This window comes from Mesorhizobium qingshengii, assembly GCF_900103325.1.
GTDB classification, from domain to species: domain Bacteria; phylum Pseudomonadota; class Alphaproteobacteria; order Rhizobiales; family Rhizobiaceae; genus Mesorhizobium; species Mesorhizobium qingshengii.
This window is the reverse complement of the sequence record NZ_FMXM01000008.1, coordinates 115,664-137,741: the sequence shown is the minus strand read 5'-3', so window position 1 is coordinate 137,741 and position 22,078 is coordinate 115,664. Positions and strand designations below refer to the sequence as shown.

The 22,078-nt window shown below is 63.9% G+C and carries 23 protein-coding genes; 9 read left to right on the top strand and 14 right to left on the bottom strand.

The genetic code is table 11. The annotated features are described in order from the left end of the window. Positions 1-153 precede the first annotated feature (153 nt). Both BLS48_RS14940 and BLS48_RS14935 read left to right on the top strand, forming a co-directional pair. Positions 154-936 (top strand): 3-hydroxybutyrate dehydrogenase, encoded by a 783-nt coding sequence (locus BLS48_RS14940; protein ID WP_091578727.1) that lies wholly within the window; start codon positions 154-156, stop codon positions 934-936. A 90-nt stretch (positions 937-1,026) separates the two neighbouring features. Next, positions 1,027-2,157 carry a patatin-like phospholipase family protein gene (locus BLS48_RS14935; RefSeq protein ID WP_091578726.1) on the top strand — a complete coding sequence of 377 codons (1,131 nt, stop codon included), beginning with the start codon at positions 1,027-1,029 and terminating at the stop codon, positions 2,155-2,157. 312 nt (positions 2,158-2,469) lie between these two features. Here the strand turns inward: BLS48_RS14935 and BLS48_RS34965 are convergent, their stop codons facing one another. Beyond that, positions 2,470-2,862 (bottom strand): hypothetical protein, encoded by a 393-nt coding sequence (locus BLS48_RS34965; protein ID WP_143019431.1) that lies wholly within the window; start codon positions 2,860-2,862, stop codon positions 2,470-2,472. A gap of 91 nt (positions 2,863-2,953) precedes the next feature. On the opposite strand from BLS48_RS34965, the gene BLS48_RS14930 reads away from it, so the two are divergent. The 3 genes from BLS48_RS14930 to BLS48_RS14920 all read left to right on the top strand — a co-directional run bounded on the left by BLS48_RS14930 (position 2,954) and on the right by BLS48_RS14920 (position 7,662). After that, positions 2,954-4,129, top strand: coding sequence for an efflux RND transporter periplasmic adaptor subunit (locus tag BLS48_RS14930; RefSeq protein WP_091578724.1), 1,176 nt, complete (start codon positions 2,954-2,956; stop codon positions 4,127-4,129). Positions 4,130-4,208: 79 nt separating this feature from the next. Then, positions 4,209-7,382, top strand: a complete 3,174-nt coding sequence (locus BLS48_RS14925) for an efflux RND transporter permease subunit (RefSeq protein WP_091578723.1) — start codon at positions 4,209-4,211, stop codon at positions 7,380-7,382. 121 nt (positions 7,383-7,503) lie between these two features. Further along, positions 7,504-7,662, top strand: coding sequence for a DUF3309 family protein (locus tag BLS48_RS14920; protein ID WP_091578721.1), 159 nt, complete (start codon positions 7,504-7,506; stop codon positions 7,660-7,662). 22 nt (positions 7,663-7,684) lie between these two features. Here BLS48_RS14920 and BLS48_RS14915 read toward each other — a convergent pair whose 3' ends face one another. Together BLS48_RS14915 and BLS48_RS14910 are read right to left on the bottom strand one after the other, a co-directional pair. Beyond that, complete coding sequence (locus tag BLS48_RS14915) at positions 7,685-8,644, bottom strand: SDR family oxidoreductase (protein ID WP_091578719.1); 960 nt, start codon at positions 8,642-8,644, stop codon at positions 7,685-7,687. A 67-nt stretch (positions 8,645-8,711) separates the two neighbouring features. Further along, on the bottom strand, positions 8,712-8,915 hold the full coding sequence (locus tag BLS48_RS14910; RefSeq protein ID WP_091578717.1) for a DUF680 domain-containing protein: 204 nt from the start codon (positions 8,913-8,915) through the stop codon (positions 8,712-8,714). Positions 8,916-9,030: 115 nt separating this feature from the next. Here BLS48_RS14910 and BLS48_RS14905 point away from each other — a divergent pair, with 115 nt between their 5' ends. After that, positions 9,031-9,939: a LysR family transcriptional regulator gene (locus BLS48_RS14905; RefSeq protein WP_091578715.1), complete on the top strand. Its 909-nt coding sequence runs from the start codon at positions 9,031-9,033 to the stop codon at positions 9,937-9,939. Here the strand turns inward: BLS48_RS14905 and BLS48_RS14900 are convergent. The 3 genes from BLS48_RS14900 to BLS48_RS14890 form a co-directional block, all read right to left on the bottom strand. Then, the gene (locus BLS48_RS14900; RefSeq protein WP_091578714.1) at positions 9,903-11,078 is read right to left on the bottom strand and encodes an MFS transporter; all 1,176 of its coding nucleotides are present in this window, start codon (positions 11,076-11,078) and stop codon (positions 9,903-9,905) included. The two genes, BLS48_RS14905 and BLS48_RS14900, sit on opposite strands and share 37 nt — an antisense overlap. 130 nt (positions 11,079-11,208) lie before the next feature. After that, on the bottom strand, positions 11,209-11,517 hold the full coding sequence (locus BLS48_RS14895; protein WP_013529201.1) for a DUF1244 domain-containing protein: 309 nt from the start codon (positions 11,515-11,517) through the stop codon (positions 11,209-11,211). Positions 11,518-11,528: 11 nt separating this feature from the next. Beyond that, a complete protein-coding gene (locus BLS48_RS14890; RefSeq protein ID WP_091578712.1) occupies positions 11,529-12,326 on the bottom strand; it encodes an N-formylglutamate amidohydrolase in 798 nt (265 codons plus the stop codon). A gap of 287 nt (positions 12,327-12,613) precedes the next feature. On the opposite strand from BLS48_RS14890, the gene BLS48_RS14885 reads away from it, so the two are divergent. Together BLS48_RS14885 and pyk are read left to right on the top strand one after the other, a co-directional pair. Then, positions 12,614-13,060, top strand: coding sequence for a DUF1036 domain-containing protein (locus BLS48_RS14885; RefSeq protein ID WP_208604624.1), 447 nt, complete (start codon positions 12,614-12,616; stop codon positions 13,058-13,060). Then, on the top strand, positions 13,057-14,493 hold the full coding sequence (gene pyk / locus BLS48_RS14880; protein WP_091578710.1) for a pyruvate kinase: 1,437 nt from the start codon (positions 13,057-13,059) through the stop codon (positions 14,491-14,493). Before BLS48_RS14885 ends, pyk begins: the two co-directional genes overlap by 4 nt. Positions 14,494-14,649: 156 nt before the next feature. Here pyk and BLS48_RS14875 read toward each other — a convergent pair whose 3' ends face one another. The 3 genes from BLS48_RS14875 to ykgO all read right to left on the bottom strand — a co-directional run bounded on the left by BLS48_RS14875 (position 14,650) and on the right by ykgO (position 16,692). After that, positions 14,650-15,717 carry an alpha/beta fold hydrolase gene (locus BLS48_RS14875; protein WP_091578709.1) on the bottom strand — a complete coding sequence of 356 codons (1,068 nt, stop codon included), beginning with the start codon at positions 15,715-15,717 and terminating at the stop codon, positions 14,650-14,652. A gap of 129 nt (positions 15,718-15,846) precedes the next feature. Beyond that, positions 15,847-16,452 (bottom strand): tetratricopeptide repeat protein, encoded by a 606-nt coding sequence (locus BLS48_RS14870; RefSeq protein WP_091578707.1) that lies wholly within the window; start codon positions 16,450-16,452, stop codon positions 15,847-15,849. Positions 16,453-16,566: 114 nt separating this feature from the next. Then, positions 16,567-16,692: a type B 50S ribosomal protein L36 gene (gene ykgO, locus BLS48_RS14865; protein ID WP_006327841.1), complete on the bottom strand. Its 126-nt coding sequence runs from the start codon at positions 16,690-16,692 to the stop codon at positions 16,567-16,569. A 241-nt stretch (positions 16,693-16,933) separates the two neighbouring features. On the opposite strand from ykgO, the gene BLS48_RS14860 reads away from it, so the two are divergent. Beyond that, on the top strand, positions 16,934-17,347 hold the full coding sequence (locus tag BLS48_RS14860; protein ID WP_091578706.1) for a lysozyme inhibitor LprI family protein: 414 nt from the start codon (positions 16,934-16,936) through the stop codon (positions 17,345-17,347). A 106-nt stretch (positions 17,348-17,453) separates the two neighbouring features. Here BLS48_RS14860 and BLS48_RS14855 read toward each other — a convergent pair whose 3' ends face one another. The 5 genes from BLS48_RS14855 to BLS48_RS14835 form a co-directional block, all read right to left on the bottom strand. Next, positions 17,454-18,530 carry a 5-(carboxyamino)imidazole ribonucleotide synthase gene (locus tag BLS48_RS14855; protein WP_091578704.1) on the bottom strand — a complete coding sequence of 359 codons (1,077 nt, stop codon included), beginning with the start codon at positions 18,528-18,530 and terminating at the stop codon, positions 17,454-17,456. Next, positions 18,527-19,024, bottom strand: a complete 498-nt coding sequence (gene purE, locus BLS48_RS14850; protein ID WP_091578703.1) for a 5-(carboxyamino)imidazole ribonucleotide mutase — start codon at positions 19,022-19,024, stop codon at positions 18,527-18,529. The genes BLS48_RS14855 and purE overlap by 4 nt, the downstream gene beginning before the upstream one ends. Before the next feature lie 101 nt (positions 19,025-19,125). Next, complete coding sequence (locus tag BLS48_RS14845; protein ID WP_208604620.1) at positions 19,126-20,025, bottom strand: ribokinase; 900 nt, start codon at positions 20,023-20,025, stop codon at positions 19,126-19,128. Next, entirely contained in the window at positions 20,022-20,897 is an 876-nt protein-coding gene (locus BLS48_RS14840; RefSeq protein WP_091578701.1) for a MurR/RpiR family transcriptional regulator, read from the bottom strand. The genes BLS48_RS14845 and BLS48_RS14840 overlap by 4 nt, the downstream gene beginning before the upstream one ends. Positions 20,898-20,910: 13 nt before the next feature. Then, positions 20,911-21,900, bottom strand: a complete 990-nt coding sequence (locus tag BLS48_RS14835) for a sugar phosphate isomerase/epimerase family protein (RefSeq protein WP_091578700.1) — start codon at positions 21,898-21,900, stop codon at positions 20,911-20,913. Positions 21,901-22,078 lie beyond the last annotated feature (178 nt).

Here is a 22,078-nt window from a genome sequence, read left to right as displayed (position 1 = left end):
CGTTGCTGGCCGTCTCCCAGCACTGGGCAGCCTCTTCGCATGACGAAAATTTCATGTCCTCTCGCAACGGAACCGCTGTTCTTGCGCCGATCAAGGCATATATGTTGCAGTGCAACATAGGCCTGTTCGTGCCGCAACCAGAGGATTCCGCCCTTGGCCATCAGAAAAACCGCCGTCGTCACCGGCTCCACATCGGGCATTGGCCTGGCCATAGCCCAAGCGCTGGCGGCCGAAGGCCATGATGTCATCGTCAATTCCTTCTCCGACACGGCCGCCGACCACGCCATCGCCGATGCGATCGCCAAACAGCACAAGGTGAAGACCGCCTACATCAAGGCCGACATGTCGAAACCGGCCGAATGCCGGGCGCTTGTCGCCAAGGCGGCCGAGGCATTCGGTTCGGTCGACATTCTCGTCAACAATGCAGGCATCCAGCATGTGGCGCCGGTGGAAGAGTTCCCGATCGAGAAATGGGATGCCATCATCGCCATCAACCTGTCGTCGGCGTTCCACACCATCGCAGCCGCGATCCCGCTGATGAAGAAGGCCGGTGGCGGCCGGATCGTCAACATCGCCTCGGCGCACGGCCTGGTCGCCTCGCCGTTCAAATCGGCCTACGTCGCGGCCAAGCACGGTATCATGGGGCTGACCAAGACCGTCGCGCTCGAACTCGCGCGTGAGAAAATCACCTGCAATGCCATCTGCCCGGGCTATGTGCTGACGCCGCTGGTCGAGGCTCAGATCCCCGACCAGATGAAAGCCAACAAGATGGATCGCGAGACGGTCATTCGCGAGGTCATGCTGGACAAGCAACCGACCAAGGAATTCGTCACGGTCGAGCAGATCGCGGCGGCAGCGGTGTTCCTGTGCTCGGACGCGGCGGCGCAGGTCAACGGCACGCATCTCTCGGTCGATGGCGGCTGGACGGCCGCATAAGTCCGGACATTTTCCCAGCTACCCACAGGGCCGGCCAAACAGAACCGACAAACGCGAAACAAGCCGGCTCGACAAATCAAGGACGACGCCATGACGAACAACGGCAAGGCGGAGGAGAAGAAGAAAATCAACATCGCGCTTCAGGGCGGCGGCTCGCACGGAGCCTTTTCCTGGGGCGTGCTCGACCGGCTGCTGGAGGATGGCAGGCTGGAGATATCAGCGGTGTCCGGCACCAGCGCCGGTGCGATGAATGCCGTGGCGCTGGCCGATGGCTTCGTGCGCGGCGGGGTCGACGGGGCGCGGCAAAAGCTCGAGGATTTCTGGCGCGCGGTGGCCGCGAAGGGCCGATTCAGCCCGGTGCAGCGCATGCCGTGGGATGTTGCCTGGGGCAACTGGTCGATCGAGAACACGCCGGGCTATGCTTTCTTCGACACCATGTCACGGGTGTTCTCGCCCTATGTCGCCAACCCGCTCGGCCTCAACCCGCTGCGCGACGTGGTTCAGCAGGAGATCGATTTCGCCAATGTGCGCGCCTGCAAGTCGATGGAACTGTTCATCTCCGCGACCAATGTCGAAACCGGGCAGTTGCGTGTCTTTTCCGATGGCGAGATCGACCTCGACACGGTGATGGCCTCAGCCTGCCTGCCGCAATTGTTCCGCGCCGTCGAGATCAAGGGCGTGCCCTATTGGGACGGCGGCTATGGCGGCAATCCGGCGTTGTTCCCGTTCTTCAAGACGGCGGCCACCGAGGACGTGCTTCTGGTGCAGATCAACCCGGTGGTGCGGGAAGGCACGCCAAGGAGCGCCAACGAAATCCAGAACCGCATCGACGAGATCACCTTCAACGCCGGGCTGCTGCGTGAATTCCGCTCGATCGCCTTCGTCAAGGAGCTGATCGCCGCTGGCCGTTTGCCGCATGGCGAATACCGCGACATCCGCATGCATCGCATCGATGCCGACGAGGCGTTCAAGGATTTGTCGGCGTCGTCGAAGGTCAATGCCGAATGGGCGTTCCTGGTCTATCTGCGCGATCTCGGCCGTACCGCCGCCAGCGACTGGCTGGAGGAGAACTACGACGCCGTCGGCAATCGCCCGACGCTCGACCTTTCCGGCGAACTCGATGACGGCTTCAAGCCGGTACATGGTCCCGCACCCGGCCGACGGGTGAAGGAATTCCTCGCGGTTCGCAAGAACCCGGAGGCGGTTCGCCGGCAGGCCTGAGGAGCGCTGGCGCTCGCCGGCGTCGGCAAGCCGACAACCGCCGCGTGTGACGATCGCCTCATCATCCTGACGCCTGCTGCCATGCTGTTTTCGGCGGCGCTGCCCAACCTCAGGAGCGCGCCAGAAACGATCCAGCGCGATGATCGGCACAGCCGCTCCGAATGGCACGGGATATGGGCGATGTTCTTGCTTCCACGCTTCACCGGAAATCATGTCGCGAACGGCAGGCTGCGCTGATCCAGTGCATCGGGACGCCTCTCGCGTTCGCGCCTGCAACGTTTGGCTCGACGCTGGCCGGCCAGGCTTCGGCAATCAGGGCCCGAGTTCGGCATCTCGCAATTTGTCTATTAATTTCAATTGATTGCTTGGACAGTCCGGTGCATGGGCTGGCATTTCTCGTTGCCCGCGCTTGTCTGGTACGATGAATTCCCGGTCGAAATCCGTATCCAGAGAGAGAAATCCGGCGCGTGTCGGCGGCTGCATGTTGACGGATGCGCACTGAATGTCGGCCGTGGACAGACCAGTCGTTCGAAGCTGGCCACCGGGGCCGATCGTGAGCCAGTTCGGAGCACGACGATAACCACCCACCAGGCAACCAGCCACCGGATGGCGGCGAGCATATCTTGTCCGGCGATGTAATGGTCTTGCAACTTTCAGACTATATTGCGGTGCAACTTTGATGTAAAAGCGCGCTTCGCCGATCACGGCAAATTGAACACGGCCTGGCGCGCACCCATATCGGCCACGCGCCCGCGTTACGAGGACGCTGGCCGAACCCGCAGTGGAAAAAATGACGATGCCGAGAATCAGGTTTCACAAGCTTGCAGCCGTTGTTGTGCTCATTGGTTTCGCGGCCTGGATGGCGACAGGCGAGTTCTCGTCCGTCGGCAGCGTAGCGGCGAACAAGGCCAAGGCAGCCGAGGCCGAGCAGGGCAAGGCGCCGGACACGAGCAAGCCGAAGACGGCGGAAGCCGAGCCAAAGGCACCGCTGCGCACCGTCGCGGTGGTGACGCCGCCGCGCCGCACCTATGCGCGCGCCATCCGCATTTCCGGGCTGACCGAAGCCGACAAGCGGGCTGTGCTGGCGACACGCGTCGCCGGTGTCATCGACAAGCTGCCGGTCAAGCAGGGCCAGCACGTCAAGACAGGCGATCTGGTGCTGATGCTGGCCGCCGAGGACAAGATCTCGACGGTCGACAATGCCAGGCAATTGCTGGTGCAGCGTCAGGCCGAGCTCGACGCTTCCGAGCGGCTGGCCAAGACCGGCAATCTGCCCAAGCTGCAGCTCGACACCGCCCGCTCCAACCTGACCGCGGCCCAGTCCATGCTGGAGACGGCTCAGGCCGAACTTGATCGCAACGAGGTGAAGGCGCCCTTCGACGGCGTCATCGACCGGGTGCCGGTGGAACTTGGCAGTTCCATCATGCAGGGCAGCGAGGTGGCAACCATCCTCAAGCTCGATCCGGTGATTGCCCGCGGCGAAGTCAGCGAGCGTGATCTCGGCTACCTCAAGATCGGCGACAAGGCCAGCGTAAGGCTGGTCAGCGGCCAGACCGTCGAAGGCACCGTGCGCTACATCAGCCGCGATGCGTCGTCGGCGACCCGGACCTTCCGCGTCGAGGTCGCGATCCCCAATGCCGATGGCTCCGTGCCGGCCGGCATGACGGCGGAAATCGCGCTCAGCGCTTTGCCGACCGACGCCATCATGCTGCCGCGCTCGGTGGTGACGCTCGGCGACAAGGGCGATCTCGGCATCCGTGCCGTCGACAAGGACAACAAGGTTGTGTTCTTCCCGATCGACCTGGTCGACGACACGCCGACCGGCCTCGTGCTCGGCGGCATTCCGGCCGACACGCGCATCATCGTCGCCGGCCAGGAACTGGTGAAGGAAGGCGATGAGGTCAAGCCGGTCGAGGCTGACCAGGCGACCATCCAGAAGCTGTTGGGCGAGGCGACCGCCGGGACGCAGTAGCGCGACTTGCGCCGGAAAGCCCTGGGCGGGGACAATCGGCTGCGACGCAGCTCCTGAAATTCAAAAACAGGCATTAGCCATGGATATCGTCAGACTCGCAATCAACAATGCCCGCCTGACCATCTCGGTGCTGGTCTTCCTTCTGCTCGCTGGCTGGGTCGCCTATCAGTCGACGCCGAAGGAAGCAGAACCCGACGTTCCGATTCCGATGATGTATGTCAGCCTGATCTATCAAGGCATTTCGCCGGAGGATTCGGAGCGCCTTCTGCTGCGGCCGATGGAAAGCAAGCTGAAGAGCCTGAAGGGCCTCAAGGAGATGCGCTCTGCCGCCTTCCAGGGCGGCGGCTATGTGTTGGTCGAGTTCCAGCCGCAGACCAACCTGGCGACGGCGCTGCAGGATACACGCAGCAAGGTGCAGGACGGCAAGGCCGACCTGCCGCAGGCGGCCGAGGAGCCCGTGGTCACCGAGGTCAACATTTCCGAATTCCCCGTGCTCGTCGTCACCCTGTCGGGCGAATTGCCCGAGCGCGTGCTGACCGCCGCGGCGCGCGAGTTGCGCGACCGTATCGAGGAAGTGCCCGGCGTGCTCGAAGGCTCGCTGCAAGGCTCTCGTGACGATCTCGTCGAAGTCGTCATCGATCCGATGAAACTGTCCTCCTACGGGCTGCAGCTCGACCAGCTGATCGGCGCCGTCGGCGCCTCCAACAGCCTGGTCGCCGCCGGCAACATCGAGGGCTCGCAGGGCAAATACGCGGTCAAGGTGCCGTCGCTGATCGAGACGCCGGAGGATGTGGCGGCGCTGCCCGTGGTCGCCGGTCCCAATGCCGTGGTGCAGGCCAAGGACATCGCGACGATCCGCTCGACCTTCGCCGATGCCGAGACGATCACCCGTCTCAACGGCAAGCCGGCCATCGCCATCGAAGTCAAGAAGCGTATCGGCGCCAATCTGATCGACACGCTGACCAAGGTGCGGGCGGTGTCCGACGCCTTCGTCAAGGCCATGCCGCAAGGCATGAACGTCACCTACACCCAGGACAAGTCGGTCTTCGTCAACCAGCTGCTCGGCGACCTGCAGAACCATGTGATGATCGCCGTGATCCTGGTGTTCATCGTCATCCTCTATGCGCTGTCCGGCCGCGCCTCGCTGCTCATTGGCCTCGCCATTCCGTCATCGTTCCTGATCGGCATCCTGCTCCTGGCGATGATGGGTTACACGATCAACATGATCGTGCTGTTCAGCCTCATCCTGGCGGTCGGCATGCTGGTCGATGACGCCATCATCGTCACCGAGTTCGCCGAACGGCGGATGAGCGAGGGCATGCCGAAGGCGGACGCGTTCGCGCTTGCCGCCAAGCGCATGGCCGGTCCGGTCATCGCGGCGACGATGACGCGCATTGCCGCCTTCTCGCCGTTGCTGTTCTGGCCGGGTATCATCGGCGACTTCATGAAATACATGCCGATCACGCTGATCGTCACGCTGTCGGCCTCGATGCTCTATGCGCTGGTGTTCGCGCCGACGCTCGGGGCGATCTTCGCCAAGGCGCCGCAGCACCACGAGGATGACAATCGCGACGGCTGGTACATGGCCATCGTCAAGCAGGCGGTACGGTTCCCGATCACCGTGGTCTTGCTGACCGTTGCGCTGCTGTTCGGCGTCGGCTTTGCCTATTCCAAATATGGCGCGGGTGTCGAGTTCTTCCCCAGTGTCGAACCCGACTACGGCCTGCTCTACGTGCACGCCCGCGGCAACCTTTCGCTGGCCGAAATGGATACCGCGACGAAGATCGCTGAAAACAGGCTGCTCGGATGGCCCGGCATCAAATCGGTCTATACCCGCGTCGGCAAGACGCAAGGCGGCGGCCAGGACGTTCCGGAGGACGTGGTCGGCGTCATCCAGTACGAATTCGTCGACTGGCGTGAGCGCAAATCGGCGAACCAGATCCTGAGCGATCTGCGCGGCGTCATGGCCGGCATTCCCGGCGTCGATGTCGAGGTGCGCGTGCCGGAGGCCGGCCCGCCGACCGGCAAGCCGATCCAGATCAGGCTTTCGGCCGTCGACCCCAAAGGGTTGGACGAGAAGGCCCGCGCCGTCGCGGCGCGTATTGCCAAGGTGCCCGGCGTCATCGACATTTCCGATGGCCTGCCGCCACCCGGCGTCGACTGGGCGCTCGAGGTCGACCGCGCCAAGGCGGCTCAATACGGCATCAGCCCGACCTCGGTTGGAACGGTGGTGCAGCTCGTCACCAACGGCCTGAAGCTCAGCGAATATCGACCGGCCGGCGCCGACAAGGCGGTCGATATCCGGCTGCGTCTGCCGGAGGACCGGCGCACGCTGTCGACGCTCGACGAACTCAGGGTGCAGACCGCGCAAGGCTCGGTGCCGATCTCGAACTTCGTCGTCCGCAAGGCGAAACCGAGCGTCGGCATCCTCAACCGCATCGACGGCGCGCGCACCGTGGTGGTGCAGGCCAACGTTGCCGCCGGGGCCCAGGTCGCCGCCGTGCAGCAGGAGGTTACCCAGGCTGTCGCCGACATGAATCTCGGCAGCGGCATCCGCTGGAAGCTGGCCGGCTCGAACGAGGACAGCGCCGAAGCCAGCGCTTTCCTCGGCAAGGCCTTCGGGGCGGCGATCTTCCTGATCTTCCTCGTGCTCCTGATGCAGTTCAACAAGTTCACTAGCGTGCTGATGGTGCTGTCCTGCGTGGTCATGGCGACGATCGGCGTGTTCCTGGGACTGCTTTTGACCGGAGAGGCATTCGGCATCGTCATGTCGGGCATCGGTGTCATCGCGCTGGCCGGCGTTGTGGTGAACAACAACATCGTGCTGATCGACACCTATGACAGGCTGCGCGAAGAAGGCTGGGACAAGATGGACGCGGTGCTGCAGACCTGCAGGGAACGCGCCCGCCCGGTTGTGCTGACGGCGGTGTCGGCGATCCTTGGCGTGTTGCCGATCGCCTTTGGTCTCGGCCTCGAGATCTTCCATCACGAGACGACGATCAACGCGCCGTCGACGCAATGGTGGATTTCGCTGTCCTCGGCAATCGTCTTCGGCCTGTCCTTTGCCACCCTGCTGACGCTGGTGGTGACGCCGTCGATGCTGATGATCTTCACACGCAGCAAGAACAGCCGCTTCTACGCGTTTTTCCGCCGGCTATTCCGGCGCGGCAAGGGAACGGTTTCGTCGACCGACACGCCGAGCCCGGACGTGGGCGACGAGCCGGCGATCGCCTTTCCAAAGGCGGCCGAATAAACCTGTCTGCGAATTCATGACGCAAAGGCCGCCCGGAACAACCGGGCGGCCTTTTGCATTGTCCCTTGGAGCAATGCCGAGCATTGCGCCGTAGCAGAACGTCAAATGCGGGGAATTTCTTATGCCGATCACCACCATCATCATCATCGTCCTGATCCTTGTCCTCATCGGCGCGGTGCCGGCCTGGCCGCATTCGCGCTCTTGGGGTTACGGGCCGTCGGGCATTGTCGGCGTGGTGCTGGTGGTGCTCCTGGCGTTGTTGTTGATGGGACGGCTCTGAGCTGCCGCCCTCAGTCTTCAGTTCAGGCAGCCTTTGACGTGGCGCTCACGGTGGCGATGCCGATATCGTTGAGCGCCTCCGCGACCGCCTGGTCCAGCGGCGTATGCGGGATTTCGCCGATGATGCCGGCAAGCCGCGTCGAGGTCAGCTGGTGCAGTTCGAAGCGCAGATAGGACATCGAGACGATTTCACGCCACATCGCCACGAACGGGCTACCGGCACGCAGCACCCACCAGGGCATCGAGGTCATCTTGAGCGGCCGGCCAACTGCCTTCTCGGCGGCGGCCTTGATCTGAAGGTCGGTGACCGCGTGGCCCGGAAAGTTCAGCGCTTCATAGGAGCCGAGCTTGTCGAGATTCTTGGCCAGCGCGACGAAGCCTACGGCGAAGTCCGGCAGGTAGGCCCATTCGTGCACCAGATCGACCGGGCCGGGCGCGGTGTAGATGCCCTTGCCGATCTTGGCGGCGACGACCAGGTCGAACCATGATCCGCTGCCGGTGCCGCCGAAGAAATCGCCGGCTCTGAGAATGATGGTGCGGACACGGCCGGCATCGGCCTCGCGGCGAAACAGTGCTTCCATGGCGGTGCGGATGCGGCCCTTCTCGGTCGTCGGATGAAAGGGTGTGTCTTCGGTGATCACCGCCGGCATTGGTGAGCCGTAATTGTAGACGGTGCCGGGGAAGAGATGCAGGGCGCCGTTCGCATGGCAGGCGGCCATGACGTTTTCGGCCATCGGCATGCATTTACCCCAGTCGGTGTAGATCGGGTTGAGGCCGTTGAAGATGATGTCGACGCCTTGCGTCGCCCGGATCAGTGCTTCGCGGTCGAGGGCGTCGCCGGCCATGGCCGTGGCACCCTTGAGTTCAGCCGGCACCTTGCCGCTGCGGGTAATGGCGCGGACATCATAGCCGGCGTCGATGAAGGCCCTGGCGACGACGCGGCCGAGGCGGCCATTGGCACCGAGGATTGCGATCTTGGTCATTGTTCGTCTCCTTGTTTGACGCGACGGGACAAGCCCGCCGCTTTCTGGATCTTCTGAAGACCGCCGTTCAGCGGCTGCCGAAGAGCTCGCGGTTGCTGCCCTGGGGCTTCTGACCGGTGGTCTCGGACGTCTCGATCGACGTGGTGATCGTGATGTCAGTGTTGACGACGGCCGGCTGGCTGGCGTCGTTCGAACCAAACTTGTCGCTGCCGGCAAAAGCGGTGCTAGCCGCGATGAGGAGGGCAGCGGTGGTGAGAGCGATCTTGGTCATTTTGAATTCTCCTGGTTGGTGGTTGCAGTCCGTATCAGTGTTTGCAGGGCGAATATGATTGCCTCATTGATGAATTGAAATTGACCATGGATGCATTGTTGATATTCATTATTGAATGGCAGACATCGATTGGAATCTGATCAAGAGCTTCGTCACGGTGGCGGAAACCGGCAGCCTGTCGGCCGCTGCGCGAAAACTGTCGGCCAGCCAGCCGACGCTTGGCCGCCACATCGGAGAGCTGGAACAGGCGCTCGGCGTCACGCTGTTCCGGCGTGGGCGCAGCGGCTATGCGCTGACGGAAGCCGGCGCCACGCTGTTTGAGCGCGGCAAGGCCGTCAGCGAGCAGGCGAGTGCGTTTTCACGGCTGGCACTTGGCTCGGTCGAGGCGATCGAAGGCACGGTGCGCATTGCCGCCAGCGAAGTGGTGGCTGCCTATGTGCTGCCCGGCATGATGGCACGGCTCGGCATCGAGGAGCCCGGCATCGAGGTCGAGATCGTCGCTTCGAACCAGGTCGAGAACCTGCTGCGGCGCGATGCCGATATCGCCATCCGCATGGTCAAGCCGGCACAGAACGAACTGGTGGCGCGCAAGGTCTGCGATATTCCCCTCTGCGCCTGCGCGGCCATTTCCTATCTCGACCGGCGCGGCCGCCCGCTCGGGCCGGCTGATCTCGTCAATCATGCCCTGGTCGGCTTCGATCGCAGCGACGAGATGATCCGAGGCTTCACGCAATCCGGAATCCCTGTCACCCGTGGCAGTTTCCGCTTCCGGACCGACAACCAGATCGTCTTGTGGGAGGCGGTGCGGGCGGGAAACGGCGTCGGCCTCGGCCAGGAGCCGCTGGCCGATCGTGATCCTCTGGTGGAGAAGGTGCTGCCTGGCCTGCCGCTACCGGTGCTGCCGGTGTGGCTGGCCATGCATCGCGATGTGCGCACCAGCGTGCGCATCCGTCGCGTGGCGGATTTCCTCCATGAAGAACTGAAGCGCTATTCGGCCGGCGCGGGCGCGAATTCGGCGCGGTGAGCGAGCCCGGCCATCAGCAACACGACGATCAGCAGCCCCGACATGGCAATGAAGATCGGGCCGAAGCTCGAATGCTCGGCAACGAAGCCGATCGCCGACGGTGCAACCAATATGCCGGAATAGCCCATGGTGGTGACCACGCTCATGCCGGTGCCCGACGACATGCCTTCCTGGTTGCCGCCGGCCGAAAAGATGATCGGCACCATGTTGGCGATGCCGAAGCCGCACAGGGCAAAGGCTGCGATAGCAAGCCAGGGCGAGGGTGACAGGCCGGCGATCAGCATGCCGGCCGCGGCGACGACCGCCGAGCCGCGCAGGGTCATGACCGCCCCGAAACGGTTGCGCACGCCGTCGCCGAAGAAACGCATGATCGCCATCACGCCTGAAAAGGCCGCATAGGCAAGACCGGCAATGGCAAGATCGGCACCGAGTTCCTGCCGCAGATACAGCGCCGCCCAGTCGAGCACGGCGCCTTCGGAGATCATCGTCAGCAGTGCCATCAAGCCGACGAGATAGACCAGCGGGTTTGCCGGCAACGCGAATTTATGGTGCCCGGCCGCCTGCGGCCTCTCCTCGGCGATCAGATGGCCGACCGCGGCGGCGATTACCGCGAAGGCGAGCGCCGTCACCACCGCGGCATGGGCGAGGTGGCCGTAGGTCTGGATGGCGAAGCCGCCAAGGGCTCCGCCGGCGAACCCGCCGAGGCTCCAGAAACCGTGCGAGGACGACATGATGGCGCGGGAGAGCCGTCGTTCCACCACCACCGCATTGGCATTCATGGCAACATCCATGCCGCCGATCGAGCCGCCGAAGATGAACATGGCGACGGCCGCCAGCGGCACGTTGGGTGCCAGCGCCACGACCAGCAGGCCGAGGCTGCCGCACAGCCCGAACCAGCGCAGCACGCTGCGCGAGCCATGTTTCGAGATCAGGTGGCCGCACCAGGTCATGGCGGTGACGGCGCCGGCGCCGAACAGCAGGATCAGCAGGCCAAGCGTGAACTTGGAAATGTCGAGCCGGGTCAGGAACACCGGGATCTGCGGCGCCCAGCTGCCGGTCAGGAAGCCGTTGGCGAGGAAAATGGCCGCAACGGCCCATCGTCCGCGAATGGCAGCCTGCATGGCGTCTGATGCGTTCATCGGGAATCCGGTCAGAAAATGGCTTCGCGCGGCAAATTAGATCGATTCAATTTGCAGTCAAGCACTCGTTACCGAAAGTTCTTGGACCAGAGACGGCGTTGAAAACGATCGAGGGGTACCGACGGTTGACCTAGTGGTCCTTGGGTCGCCTTGCCTCGAATTCGGCCTTCTTGGCGTCGGAGGCCTCGGTCTGGTTGAGTGCCTGCCATTGGGCATAGGGCATGCCGTAGACGATCTCGCGCGACTGGTCCTTGGTTAGGTCGACGCCCTCGGCATTGGCTGCCTCGCGATACCAGTTCGACAGGCAGTTGCGGCAGAAGCCAGCGAGATTCATCAGGTCGATGTTCTGCACGTCGTTGCGTTCACGCAGATGCTCGACCAACCGGCGGAAGGCGGCAGCCTCGAAATCGCGTTGCTGCTCGTCGCTGAGTTCGGTCATCGAAACCTCCGTCATATCGGCCCGGTGCGTGAGCCGAACATCTTCACGACATGTATATCGGGGCGGCGGTCGATCGCGTCAACGATAGGTGCCAGGCGATCGGCCCATGCAAGCGCGTCCTTGCCGCTGGCGATCAGGTCCTGGCGGATCTCGATCAGCGCATGGGCAAAGCCGTTGACGATGGCATGCCGGAACATGGTGTCGCCTCGTAGCGCACCGTCATAGGGTTCATTATCGCCAACGATAAGGGTCTTGTCTTCGGCCAGCATGTCGATCAGTGGTCGCGCCACCCGCTCGTCGCGGTCCCACAGGATGCCGACATGCCAGGGACGTTGGATCCCTTGCATGACCGGAGTGAAGGAATGCACCGAGAAAATGAACGGCGCCTTGGCGGAAGCCTGCGCGACCGAAGCGATCATGGCGCCGACCGCATCGTGATAGGGCCGGTAGAAACTGTCGAGCCGTCTCTCCCGTTCTTCCGGGGCAAGAGGGTAATTCCCGGGCACGACGGTGCCGTCATAAAGCTGGCGTATGAGCGTCGGATCGTCCTCGCCGCGATTGGGATCGATCAGCAGCCGCGAGAAATTGGCGAGCACCGCCGGCACGCCGAGCAGCGAGGCCAGTTCGCGCGTCACAGTTTCGACGCCGATGTCATAGGCGATGTGGCGGTCGAATTCCGCCGCCGGCAAGCCGAGGCTACCATAGTCGTCGGGCAAGTCGCGGCGGGCATGATCGGCCAGAAGCACGATGCCCCGCTTGCGGTCGCCCTCGACAATGTCGAACGGCGCGAAAACTGTGGATCGGGTCATTGGCGGGAAATGGTCTGTTCGCTGGCTTCCGGGGAGGGTGCTATCGTCATTCCACGAAGACGACGTTCGCGCAATGCCGTTGTTTGGCCAAGGTTTCCCGGGAAATCTGGCAGAAGTCGGCGAATTGTGCGCCGGAGCCTTTCTAAATCGATTGGAATTGGACAAAACGGCGCGTTGACATGCGCCCGGACTTTTCCGAAAAGGGGCGCAGAGAGATGCTGATGTGGTTCTTGAGGGGTTTCGGGATGAGTTCCGCCGGCGAGCAGCGCAGGCACTTTGCCTACGCCATGCCGCTCCTGACGCTCGCCGTGGGCCTGTCGGCGATGGTCGTGGCCTCGCCAGCCCGCGCCGATTTCCGCGTCTGCAACGCCACGCAGAATCTCGTCGGTGTCGGCATCGGCTACCGCGCCAAGGCCGGCTGGATCACCGAGGGCTGGTGGCACATCGAAGGATCGAGCTGCAAGACGCTGATCGAAGGGCCGCTGTCATCAAGGTTTTACTATCTTTATGCAGAAGACGCCGAGCGCGGCGGACGCTGGGACGGCCCGATCAACATGTGCGTGGCTGAAAAAGAGTTCAAGATCGCCGGCGTAACCGACTGCGTCGCCCGGGGCTTCCAGCGCGCAGGATTCCAGGAATATGACACGGGCGAACAGGCAAGCTGGATGGTCCAGCTGACCGATGAGCCTGCAACGGGAGGCGCTCCAGCCGCCCCGGGAACAAATAGTCAATGAGACGCAGCCGCAAGGTCAAGATCCTAGCCACCATCGGTCCGGCCTCTTCTTCGGAGGAGATGCTGAAGAAGCTGTTCGAAGCGGGCGCCGACGTGTTCCGCATCAACATGAGCCACACCGACCACGAGCTGATGCGCACGCTGGTCGGGCGCATCCGCGCCGTCGAGGAAGCTGTCGGCCGGCCGATCGGCATCCTGGCCGACTTGCAAGGGCCCAAGCTGCGCGTCGGCAAATTCGCCAATGGCAAGGAAGTGCTGACGCTGGGCCAGACCTTCACGCTCGACGACAATCCCGAGCCCGGCACCTCGACCAGGGTCTATCTGCCGCATCCCGAAATCCTGAGCTCGGTCGAGCCCGGCCATCGCCTGCTGATCGACGACGGCAAGCTCGAGCTGAAGGCGGTGAAAAGCGACGGCAAGTCGATCGTCTGCACCGTCATTGCCGGCACTACGATTTCCGACAAGAAGGGCGTCAGCCTGCCCGATACCGACCTGCCGGTCGGCGCGCTGACCGAGAAGGACCGCAAGGACCTCGATGCAGTGCTTGCCACCGGCGTCGACTGGGTGGCGCTGTCGTTCGTGCAGCGGCCTGAAGATCTGGCCGAAGCGCGCAAGATCGCGCGCGGCCGGGCGCTGATCATGGCCAAGATCGAGAAGCCGCAGGCCGTTGCCCGGTTGGCCGAGATCATCGAATTATCCGACGCGCTGATGGTCGCCCGTGGCGATCTTGGTGTCGAGATGCCGCTCGAGGCCGTGCCCGGCATCCAGAAGCAGATCACGCGCGCCGCGCGCCGCGCCGGCAAGCCGGTGGTGGTTGCGACGCAGATGCTGGAATCGATGATCACCGCCCCGGTGCCGACCCGCGCCGAGGTGTCCGACGTTTCGATCGCGGTCTTCGAAGGCGCCGACGCCATCATGCTGTCGGCGGAATCGGCGGCGGGTGCCTACCCGGTCGAGGCGGTGGCGATGATGAACCGCATTGCCACCAAGGTCGAAACCGATCCGACCTATGCCGGCATCATCAATGCGCAGCGCTCCGAGCCGGAAGCGACCGGCGCCGACGCCATTTCGCTGGCTGCCCGCGAAATCGCCGAGACGCTGAAACTGGCGGCCATCATCACCTACACGGCGTCCGGCAACACCGGCCTGCGCGCCGCCCGCGAGCGGCCGCAAGTGCCGATCATCGCGCTGTCGCCGATCGTCAACACGGCGCGTCGGCTGTCGCTGTTGTGGGGTACGCATTGCGTCGTGTCGCCCGATGCCATCGATCTCGACGACATGGTCGATCGTGCCTGCCGCATTGCCCTGGAAGAAGGGTTCGGCAAGCCGGGCGACCGCGTCATCATTACCGCCGGCGTGCCGCTGAGGACGCCAGGTTCGACCAACATGCTGCGCATCGCCTATGTCGGGTCGGATGGGCAGAGGAGCCGGTAGAGCCGGTTTAGAGCAATTCCAGGAAAAGTGTGAAACGGTTTTCCCGGGAAAAGCGCACAGCGCTTTCCCTTGGGAATTGCGTCAAAACAAAGAGTTAGAGCGGTTTGCCGTTTCCGTGAAACGGTGAACTGCTCTAGGCGCCACCGGTGTGGCCGCTCAGGTTGGCGCGAGCTCGGCTTCGGGCACTTTGATATCGGCGCATTTGCCGGCATCGTAGGCGTCGTTGGCGATCCTCGCCTCGACGGCCTTCGCCATTGCCTGCAGATCAACTGTCTTGCCGGCGACCCTCTCGACGGCGCCGACGACGAGGTCGGGCGCGATCCAGTCAGGCTTGTGGCCGAGATTATGCACCCAGACGAGCTCAGCGCCTGAAATATCGCGCTCAAGGCCGATCGAATGGATATGCGCATAGACGACCTTGTCGCGGTCGCCCGAGATGACCACCGTCGGCGCCTTGATCTCGCTGTAGTGCGGTGCGGCGCCAAGAGCATAGCGATAGAGCCCGGCGACATCAGCGGCGTTGTCGCGGAAGGCCGATGGCCGCAGCACCAGCGAAATCGACGCCGCGGCGAGATAATTGTCCGGCGCCTTGTTGGGTGAGAAGACGCAGGTCGTGGCATCAGCCATCCGCAGCGCTCCGGCCGGATAGGTCAGCGTCTCGGAAAACAACCAGCCGAGGACCGGAATGGTCGTCAGGTCGTAGTACCAGGAGGTTGCGCCGCCCGGCCAGGGATGGGTCGCTGGCGCCAGGAAGACCAGCCCAAGCGTCTTGTCGGGATGCTCGCGGCCAAGGGCCGTGGTCACCGCGCCGCCGAAGGAATGACCGACGATGACGGCCTTCTTGATGCCGAGACGGTCCATCAGCGCGGCGATGGTGTTGGCCTGGGCCGACGGATCCTCGTTGTTGCCCGGGCCGCGCTCCGACCAGCCAAAACCCGGCCGGTCGAAGAACAGCATTTCGGCGCGGCCCTCGAGCAGTGGCCGCAGCGGCAGCATCTGATCGCTGAGATTGGCGCTGGCGCCATGGATGAAGACGATCGGCGGCAGGTCCACATTGGCGGACGCTGGAACATGGACATAGTGGATGCGCGCGCCACCGATGTCGGCAAATTCGCCGATCGACGGATTGCGGCGCTCGATCAGCCATGAGCCGGCGCGGGTGACGCCGACGAGGCCGAAGACAAGCGCCATCAGGAAGGCGAGCATGGCATAGATCAGGTTCATGCGGGGAGATACGGGGGTGGAGGGGGATAAGTTCTAGGGGAATAGGGAATAGGCAGTAGGGCGTGTGTGTGTTCCGCGGTGCGATCTGCGCCTACTGCCCAATCCCTACTTCCTATTCCCTTAGCGCAATCAAATGCCTTCGCCGGCAAGCTCTTCCGAAAGCGTGGCGACCTGGTCCTGGGCGCTGCGCAGCATCGGATAGATGGCCAGCACCCTCTGCCAGGCCTCGAGCGCCGATTGCTTGTGGCCGGTCAGCGCCATGATCTGCGCCAAGCCGGACAGCGCGCCGAAATGGCGCGGCTCGAGCTGCAGCGTATGGTCGATGTCGGACATCGACTTGCCGTAGTTCTTCATCATGAAATGCACGGTGGCGCGCCGGTTCCAGCCTTCGGCATAGGTCGGCTGCAAGGTCACCACCTGATCGAGGAAATCGAGCGCGACGTCGAACTTCTGGCCCTCGATGGCCTTCTGCGACCATTGCATCATCAAGTCGATCGAGGCGCTGCCGGACTGGAACCATTCATTCCAGATGTTGCCGGCAATGCGCTCGGCCGCCCTTTCGTTGCGCTCGCGCTTCAGGTCGCTGAACAGCTGATCGAGACGGGCTTGTTTCGTCACTGCCACTGGCGGCGCGTCGGGGGCGGCCTGCGGCGCGACCGCGTCCTCCGCCCGTGCCGGCAGGCAAATGGCGCCGGAAAGAAGCAGGCTTGTGAAAACTGCAAAATGAATCCGCATCGCCGGACTCTAGTCCCAGGCGGCGGAACGTCAAACTGAATTTGGCGTGAAACGGCCGGCAGGGCCGGCGACAAGCATCAACTGGGCGGAGGCAACAAGCCTCCGGCCGAAAACTCAGCCCTGGCGTGCCTTGTAGCGCGGGGCGGTCTTGTTGATGATGTAGACGCGGCCCTTGCGGCGAACCAGCTGGTTGTCGCGATGACGCGCCTTCAGCGCCTTGAGCGAATTCTTGATCTTCATGGTCTTGCCTGTCGGTGTGGACCCGGTCCGGGTCGAAATTTTAAGGCGCGCCAGAAGACGCGCCTTTGAACTGTGGGTGGCTCATAAACGAGGAGCCTTGTCCGTGTCAACCGCAAGCATGCTCCATGGCGGGTGTGAACGATCCCTGTCATCAAATATCCGCCATCGATGCCCTGCGGCATTGCGTGGCCAGAGTCCGGCTGGGATGATGCGGCCGCCGTAAAGTGATTTGGGGACGATTATGCGCCGAATTTTCCTGTCTGCCTGCCTTGTCCTGCTGGCGGGAGCTTCGGCTGCCCGCGCCCAGGAGTGCGACCGCGGCGACGACAGCCAGCAGATGATGAACATCTGCGCCGCCGAGGATTATCAGGCAGCCGACGCCAAGCTCAACCAAGCCTATCAGGATCTCATCGGCTCCGATGATGCCGATGACAAGAAATTGCTGCAGGCGGCGCAACGCGCATGGATCAGTTTCCGCGACGCCGAGTGCGCGCACGCCACCGCGGCCAGGAGCGGTGGTTCGATCCATGCGATGGAGGTCTCGCAATGCCTGACCAGGCTGACCGACGATAGGATCAAGCAGCTTGCCGCAGCGGCCAACTGCCAGGAAGGCGATGCGAGTTGCGCCAGTCCCGACGAGGGCGACGTCCAGTAGGTTGCCGGCCTCTCTCTCTCTCTCTCTCTCTCTCTCTCTCTCTCTCTTGTTCTTGTTCTGACGCAATTCCGGACTGAAAGCCGCTTCACGCTTTTCCTGGAAATGCCTAATTGCGGCGGCTGATCCGGGTGAAATGGCCCATCTTGCGGCCTGGGCGCGCCTCGGCCTTGCCGTAGAGATGCAGCATCAGATCGGGCTCGGCCAGCAGCTCGGCAACGCGCAGCACGTCGTCGCCGATGAGATTTTCCATCACGCAATCGGAATGACGCCGGGGATCTCCCAGCGGCAGGCCGGCTACGGCACGGACGTGCTGCTCGAACTGCGAAACGATGCAGGCGGCCTCCGTCCAGTGGCCGGAATTGTGCACGCGCGGCGCGATCTCGTTGGCCAGCAGCGAGCCGTCGGCGAGCACGAAGAACTCGACGCCGATGACGCCGACATAGTCCAGCGCCGACAATATCCTCGCCGCCGCTGCCCGGGCAGCGGCGGCCGTCTCGGGTTTTATGCCGGCCGGCAAGGTCGATGTATGGAGAATGCCGTTGCGGTGGACATTCTCGGCCGGATCGTAGCTGGCGACGGCACCGTCCAGCCCACGCGCGGCGATCACCGAAATCTCGCGCTCGAAGGGCACGAAGCTTTCAAGGACCAGCGGCACATTGCCCATCGCCTCGCAGGTGCCGGCAAAGCCACCCGCCTCCATGTTGCGGAAGACGCGCTGGCCCTTGCCGTCATAGCCCATGCGCCGTGTCTTGAGGATGCCGCTGCCGCCAAATGCCTTCAGTGCCGCGGTCAGGTCGTCGTCATTGTCGACCGGGCGGAAATCGGCGGTGGCAATGCCGATGCCATTGAGGAACGTCTTCTCGGTGACGCGATCCTGCGCCACTTCCAGCGCTCGCGCCGGCGGATAGACCGAGGCCTTGTCCGCAAGCGCGCTGGCGGCCGCGACCGGAACGTTCTCGAATTCGTAGGTGATGACGGAACTCGCCGCCGCCAGTTCGGCAAGTGCCGCCGGGTCGTCATAGGCGGCTGTTATCTGTCGGTTGGCCACCTGTGCCGCCGGGCATTCCGGTTGCGGCTCGAGCACCACCGTGCGGTAGCCGAGGCGGGCGGCTGATATCGCCAGCATGCGGCCGAGCTGGCCGCCGCCAATGATGCCGATGGTCGATCCGGCGGGCAGGCTCACGGCGTATCCGTCGGTTCGGTCGCGACCTTGGCGGTCTGCGCGGCGCGCCAGGCATCCAGGCGCGCGGCAAGCTTGTCGTCGTGGAGCGCCAGCACGGCGGCGGCCAGAAGTGCTGCATTGGTCGCGCCGGCCTTGCCGATGGCCAGCGTTCCCACCGGAATGCCGGCCGGCATCTGGACGATGGACAGCAGCGAATCCTGGCCGGAGAGCGCCTTCGATTCAACCGGCACGCCGAACACCGGCAGTGGCGTCATCGCCGCCGTCATGCCGGGCAGATGCGCGGCACCGCCGGCACCGGCGATGATCACCTTGTAGCCGGCAGCCTTGGCACCCTTGGCGAAATCATAGAGCCGTTCGGGTGTGCGATGCGCGGAGACGATCAGCCGCTTGTGTGGGATGCCCAGGGTCTCCAGGGTTTCGGCGGCGTGGCGCATGGTCGCCCAGTCGGACTGGCTGCCCATGATGATGGCGACGTCGGCGCGTTGATCGTCCAAGTCCGTGCTCCCCGGCGACAAAGGCGCGCCTTAGCGGAATTCAGCATCGACGGCAAGGATAGGCGTGCATCTCCGCTGTCCGGCAAACGGAAACCAGCCCATTAGATGCCTTGACGCTCGGCCTCGGGTGTCGAGACCAGCAACGCCGAAGCGGCGTTGGCGGCGGTCACTGCCACCCGCATGGCGTCTCCACGGGCGAGCCCTGCGGCCAGCGCGCCGACGAATTCGTCGCCCGCGCCATGCGTGCTGACAACCTTCACCGGGATGGCTGGCAGCGCGAAGGCCTCGCCGGTCCGTTCGCAGCAGGCGACGCCTTTGCCGCCCGCCGTGACGATCGCGACCGGGCAGAGATCGACCAGCCGCCGAGCCGCTTGCGCGGCGCTGTCGAGCGTCTCGACCACCGCCACTCCGGCCAGGAATTCCGCCTCGATGGCATTGACGACGAGGATGTCGACCAGCGCGAGAAAGTCGTCGGAGAGTTTGCGGGCGGGTGCGGCGTTGAACACGACTCGGCCGCCCTTTGCCTTCACCGCGCGCGCTGCCGCAATGTTCGCGGCCTCCGGCACCTCGTTCTGCAGCAGCAGCACCGCTGTGCGTGCAACCACATCGGAAGCGGCCATAACGTCCGCCTCGCCAAGCGTGAGATTGCTGCCCGAAACGATCACGGCGCCATAGTCGCCGCCTGCGTCGAAGATCGCCACGCTGATGCCGGAGCCGGCACCCGAAGCCACCCGCACGAAGCGGCGGTCGACGCCGGCGCGATCGAGATTGGCCAGCAGCGCCCGCCCGAAATCATCGTCGCCGACGGCGCCGATCATCGCCGCGCGCACCCCGGCCCGTGCCGCCGAGACCGCCTGGTTGCCGCCCTTGCCGCCACATTTCGGGTGCCAGGCATGGCCGGTCACCGTCTCGCCCTTGCGCGGGCGGTCGGGGGCATCGACCATGATGTCGTAATGCAGGCTGCCAAACACGGTGACCAGCGGCGTTGTTGGCAGCGTCATGAGCCCCGGTCTTTTCGTTTCGATGTCACCGCCGACATGGTGCGGCCGAGATTGCGCTCCGCCGCCTGGTAGTCGCGCTGCGCCACCGCTACGAACAGCGCGTCGAGGATGTTGAGTTGGGCGATGCGCGCCGCAGCGTTCTCGCCCATCAATGGCGAGCCCTGCGCGGTCGAACACAGCACGATGTCGGCGATCTGGGCCAGCGGCGAGTTGTCGTAATTGGTGATGGCCAGCGTGCGGGCACCGTTCTTGCGGGCAAGCTGGATGGCGTCGATGACGGCCGACGTGTTGCCGGAATGCGAGAAGCCGACGGCAATGTCGTCCGCGCCAAGCAGCGAGGCCGACATCAGCATCATGTGCGAATCGTCGTAGACCGATGCGCGGATGCCGATGCGCAGGAATTTGTGCGAGACGTCGCGCGCTATCTGCGCCGAACCGCCGACGCCGTAGAAGTCACGATTCTTCGCGCGGAAAAGCAGTTCGGCGGCGCGGTCGAAATCCTCGATATCGAGGATGGCGAGCGTCTCTTCCAGAGCCTGGATCGAGGTGCGGAACACTTTTTGCACGATCTCGGCCGAGCTGTCGTCGGACGAAAGCTCCTGGTGCATCTCGGCGGTCGGCAGGCGGCTGTATTCGTAGACGGCGGTGCGAAAGTCGCGATAGCCGGAGAAGCCGAGCTTCTTGGCGATCTTGACCACCATCGCTTCGGACACGCCGGATTCCTCGGCGATCTGCTTCAGTTGGATGCTCTCGTCGAAGCCGCGCCGGCCGAAGACGGTCTCCACCACCTTCGCCTCCAGCGGGGTGAGATGGGGCATCATCATGCGGATGCGCGGTCCTACCGCTTTCAGGTCCAGCCTGCTCAAGGTCATCCACGCCCCCTCGTCACGCGTCCGGCCCGAGCATGATTTCCTGGATGATGGCCTGCGATGTCACCGCGTCCTGGCTGTTGATGGCGGTGGACAGGCGGTTGTCGCGGTCGATCCGGTCGACAACGCGCAGCATGCGCTTGACGGTGGCGATGTTGACTTCGCACTCATGCACCGGGTCGAGTCCGGTCATGTCCGGAAAGGTGTCGAAATAGATGGCACCGGCGTAGCCGTCGCGGCGGATCTGCCTGAGCAGTTCGATGGTCTGCAGCGTGTGCACGGCGCCGACCATCAGGCCGTCATCGCGCTTGGCGTAGCCATCGTTAAGGTGCACGCCGAGCAGCTTGCTGTGACGCGCCACCAGGGCGGCGGCGAAGGCCGGCTGTTCGTCGGCATAGAGCACATGCGCGAAGTCGAGGGTGACGCCGAGATTGGGCAGGCCGACATCGCGGATCGCCAACAGGGTCGTCGCCGCATCCGGCATCAGGCTGTAGGATCGCGGTTCGTTCGGTTTGTACTCCAAGCTGATCTGGCAGCTGGGGTCATGTGCCGCGACTTCACGAATCCCGTCGATTTCGTGTTGCCAGAGCGTCGCATAGTCGGCCTGGAAAGCGTAGTCGAAGCCGTCCTGGCCGAGCCACAGCGTCATCAGGCTGGCGCCCGCCTCGCGCACGGCGTCGATGCCGGCCTTGGTCATGTCGATGGCTTCGCGGCGAACCGCCGGATCAGGATTGGTGAAGGCGCCCAGCTTGAAGGCCGGATTGGAATAGTAGCGCATGGCGAAGCCATTGATGGAGAGGCCGAGATCGCCAAGCTTGCGGGTAATTTCGGCGGGGTTTTCGCCGACATGATCAGGGAAATTGAGATCGAGGTCGGTCAGCCCGGCAACCTTGGCGGCGCGCGCAGCCATCTGCATCAGCGACGGCTTGCCGGCGAGACCGGGCCATTCGGCCTGCGGCCGCGAGGCAAAGGAATTCAGGCGCGTGGCGAAGCGATTGGCTGTCATGGACGACCCTTCAATTATCATAACTTCACACAAACCAAAAAGTTTGTAAAGTTACTATTTGAAGGTTGCAGGAGCCGCCGGCCGCAGTTGCGGCCGGGCTGAGCCACGCAAACGCGAGCCGGCAGTTTCCGGCCGGCGTCGTAGGCTGGAGGATCCGTCAGGCGGTGGGATCAGTTGC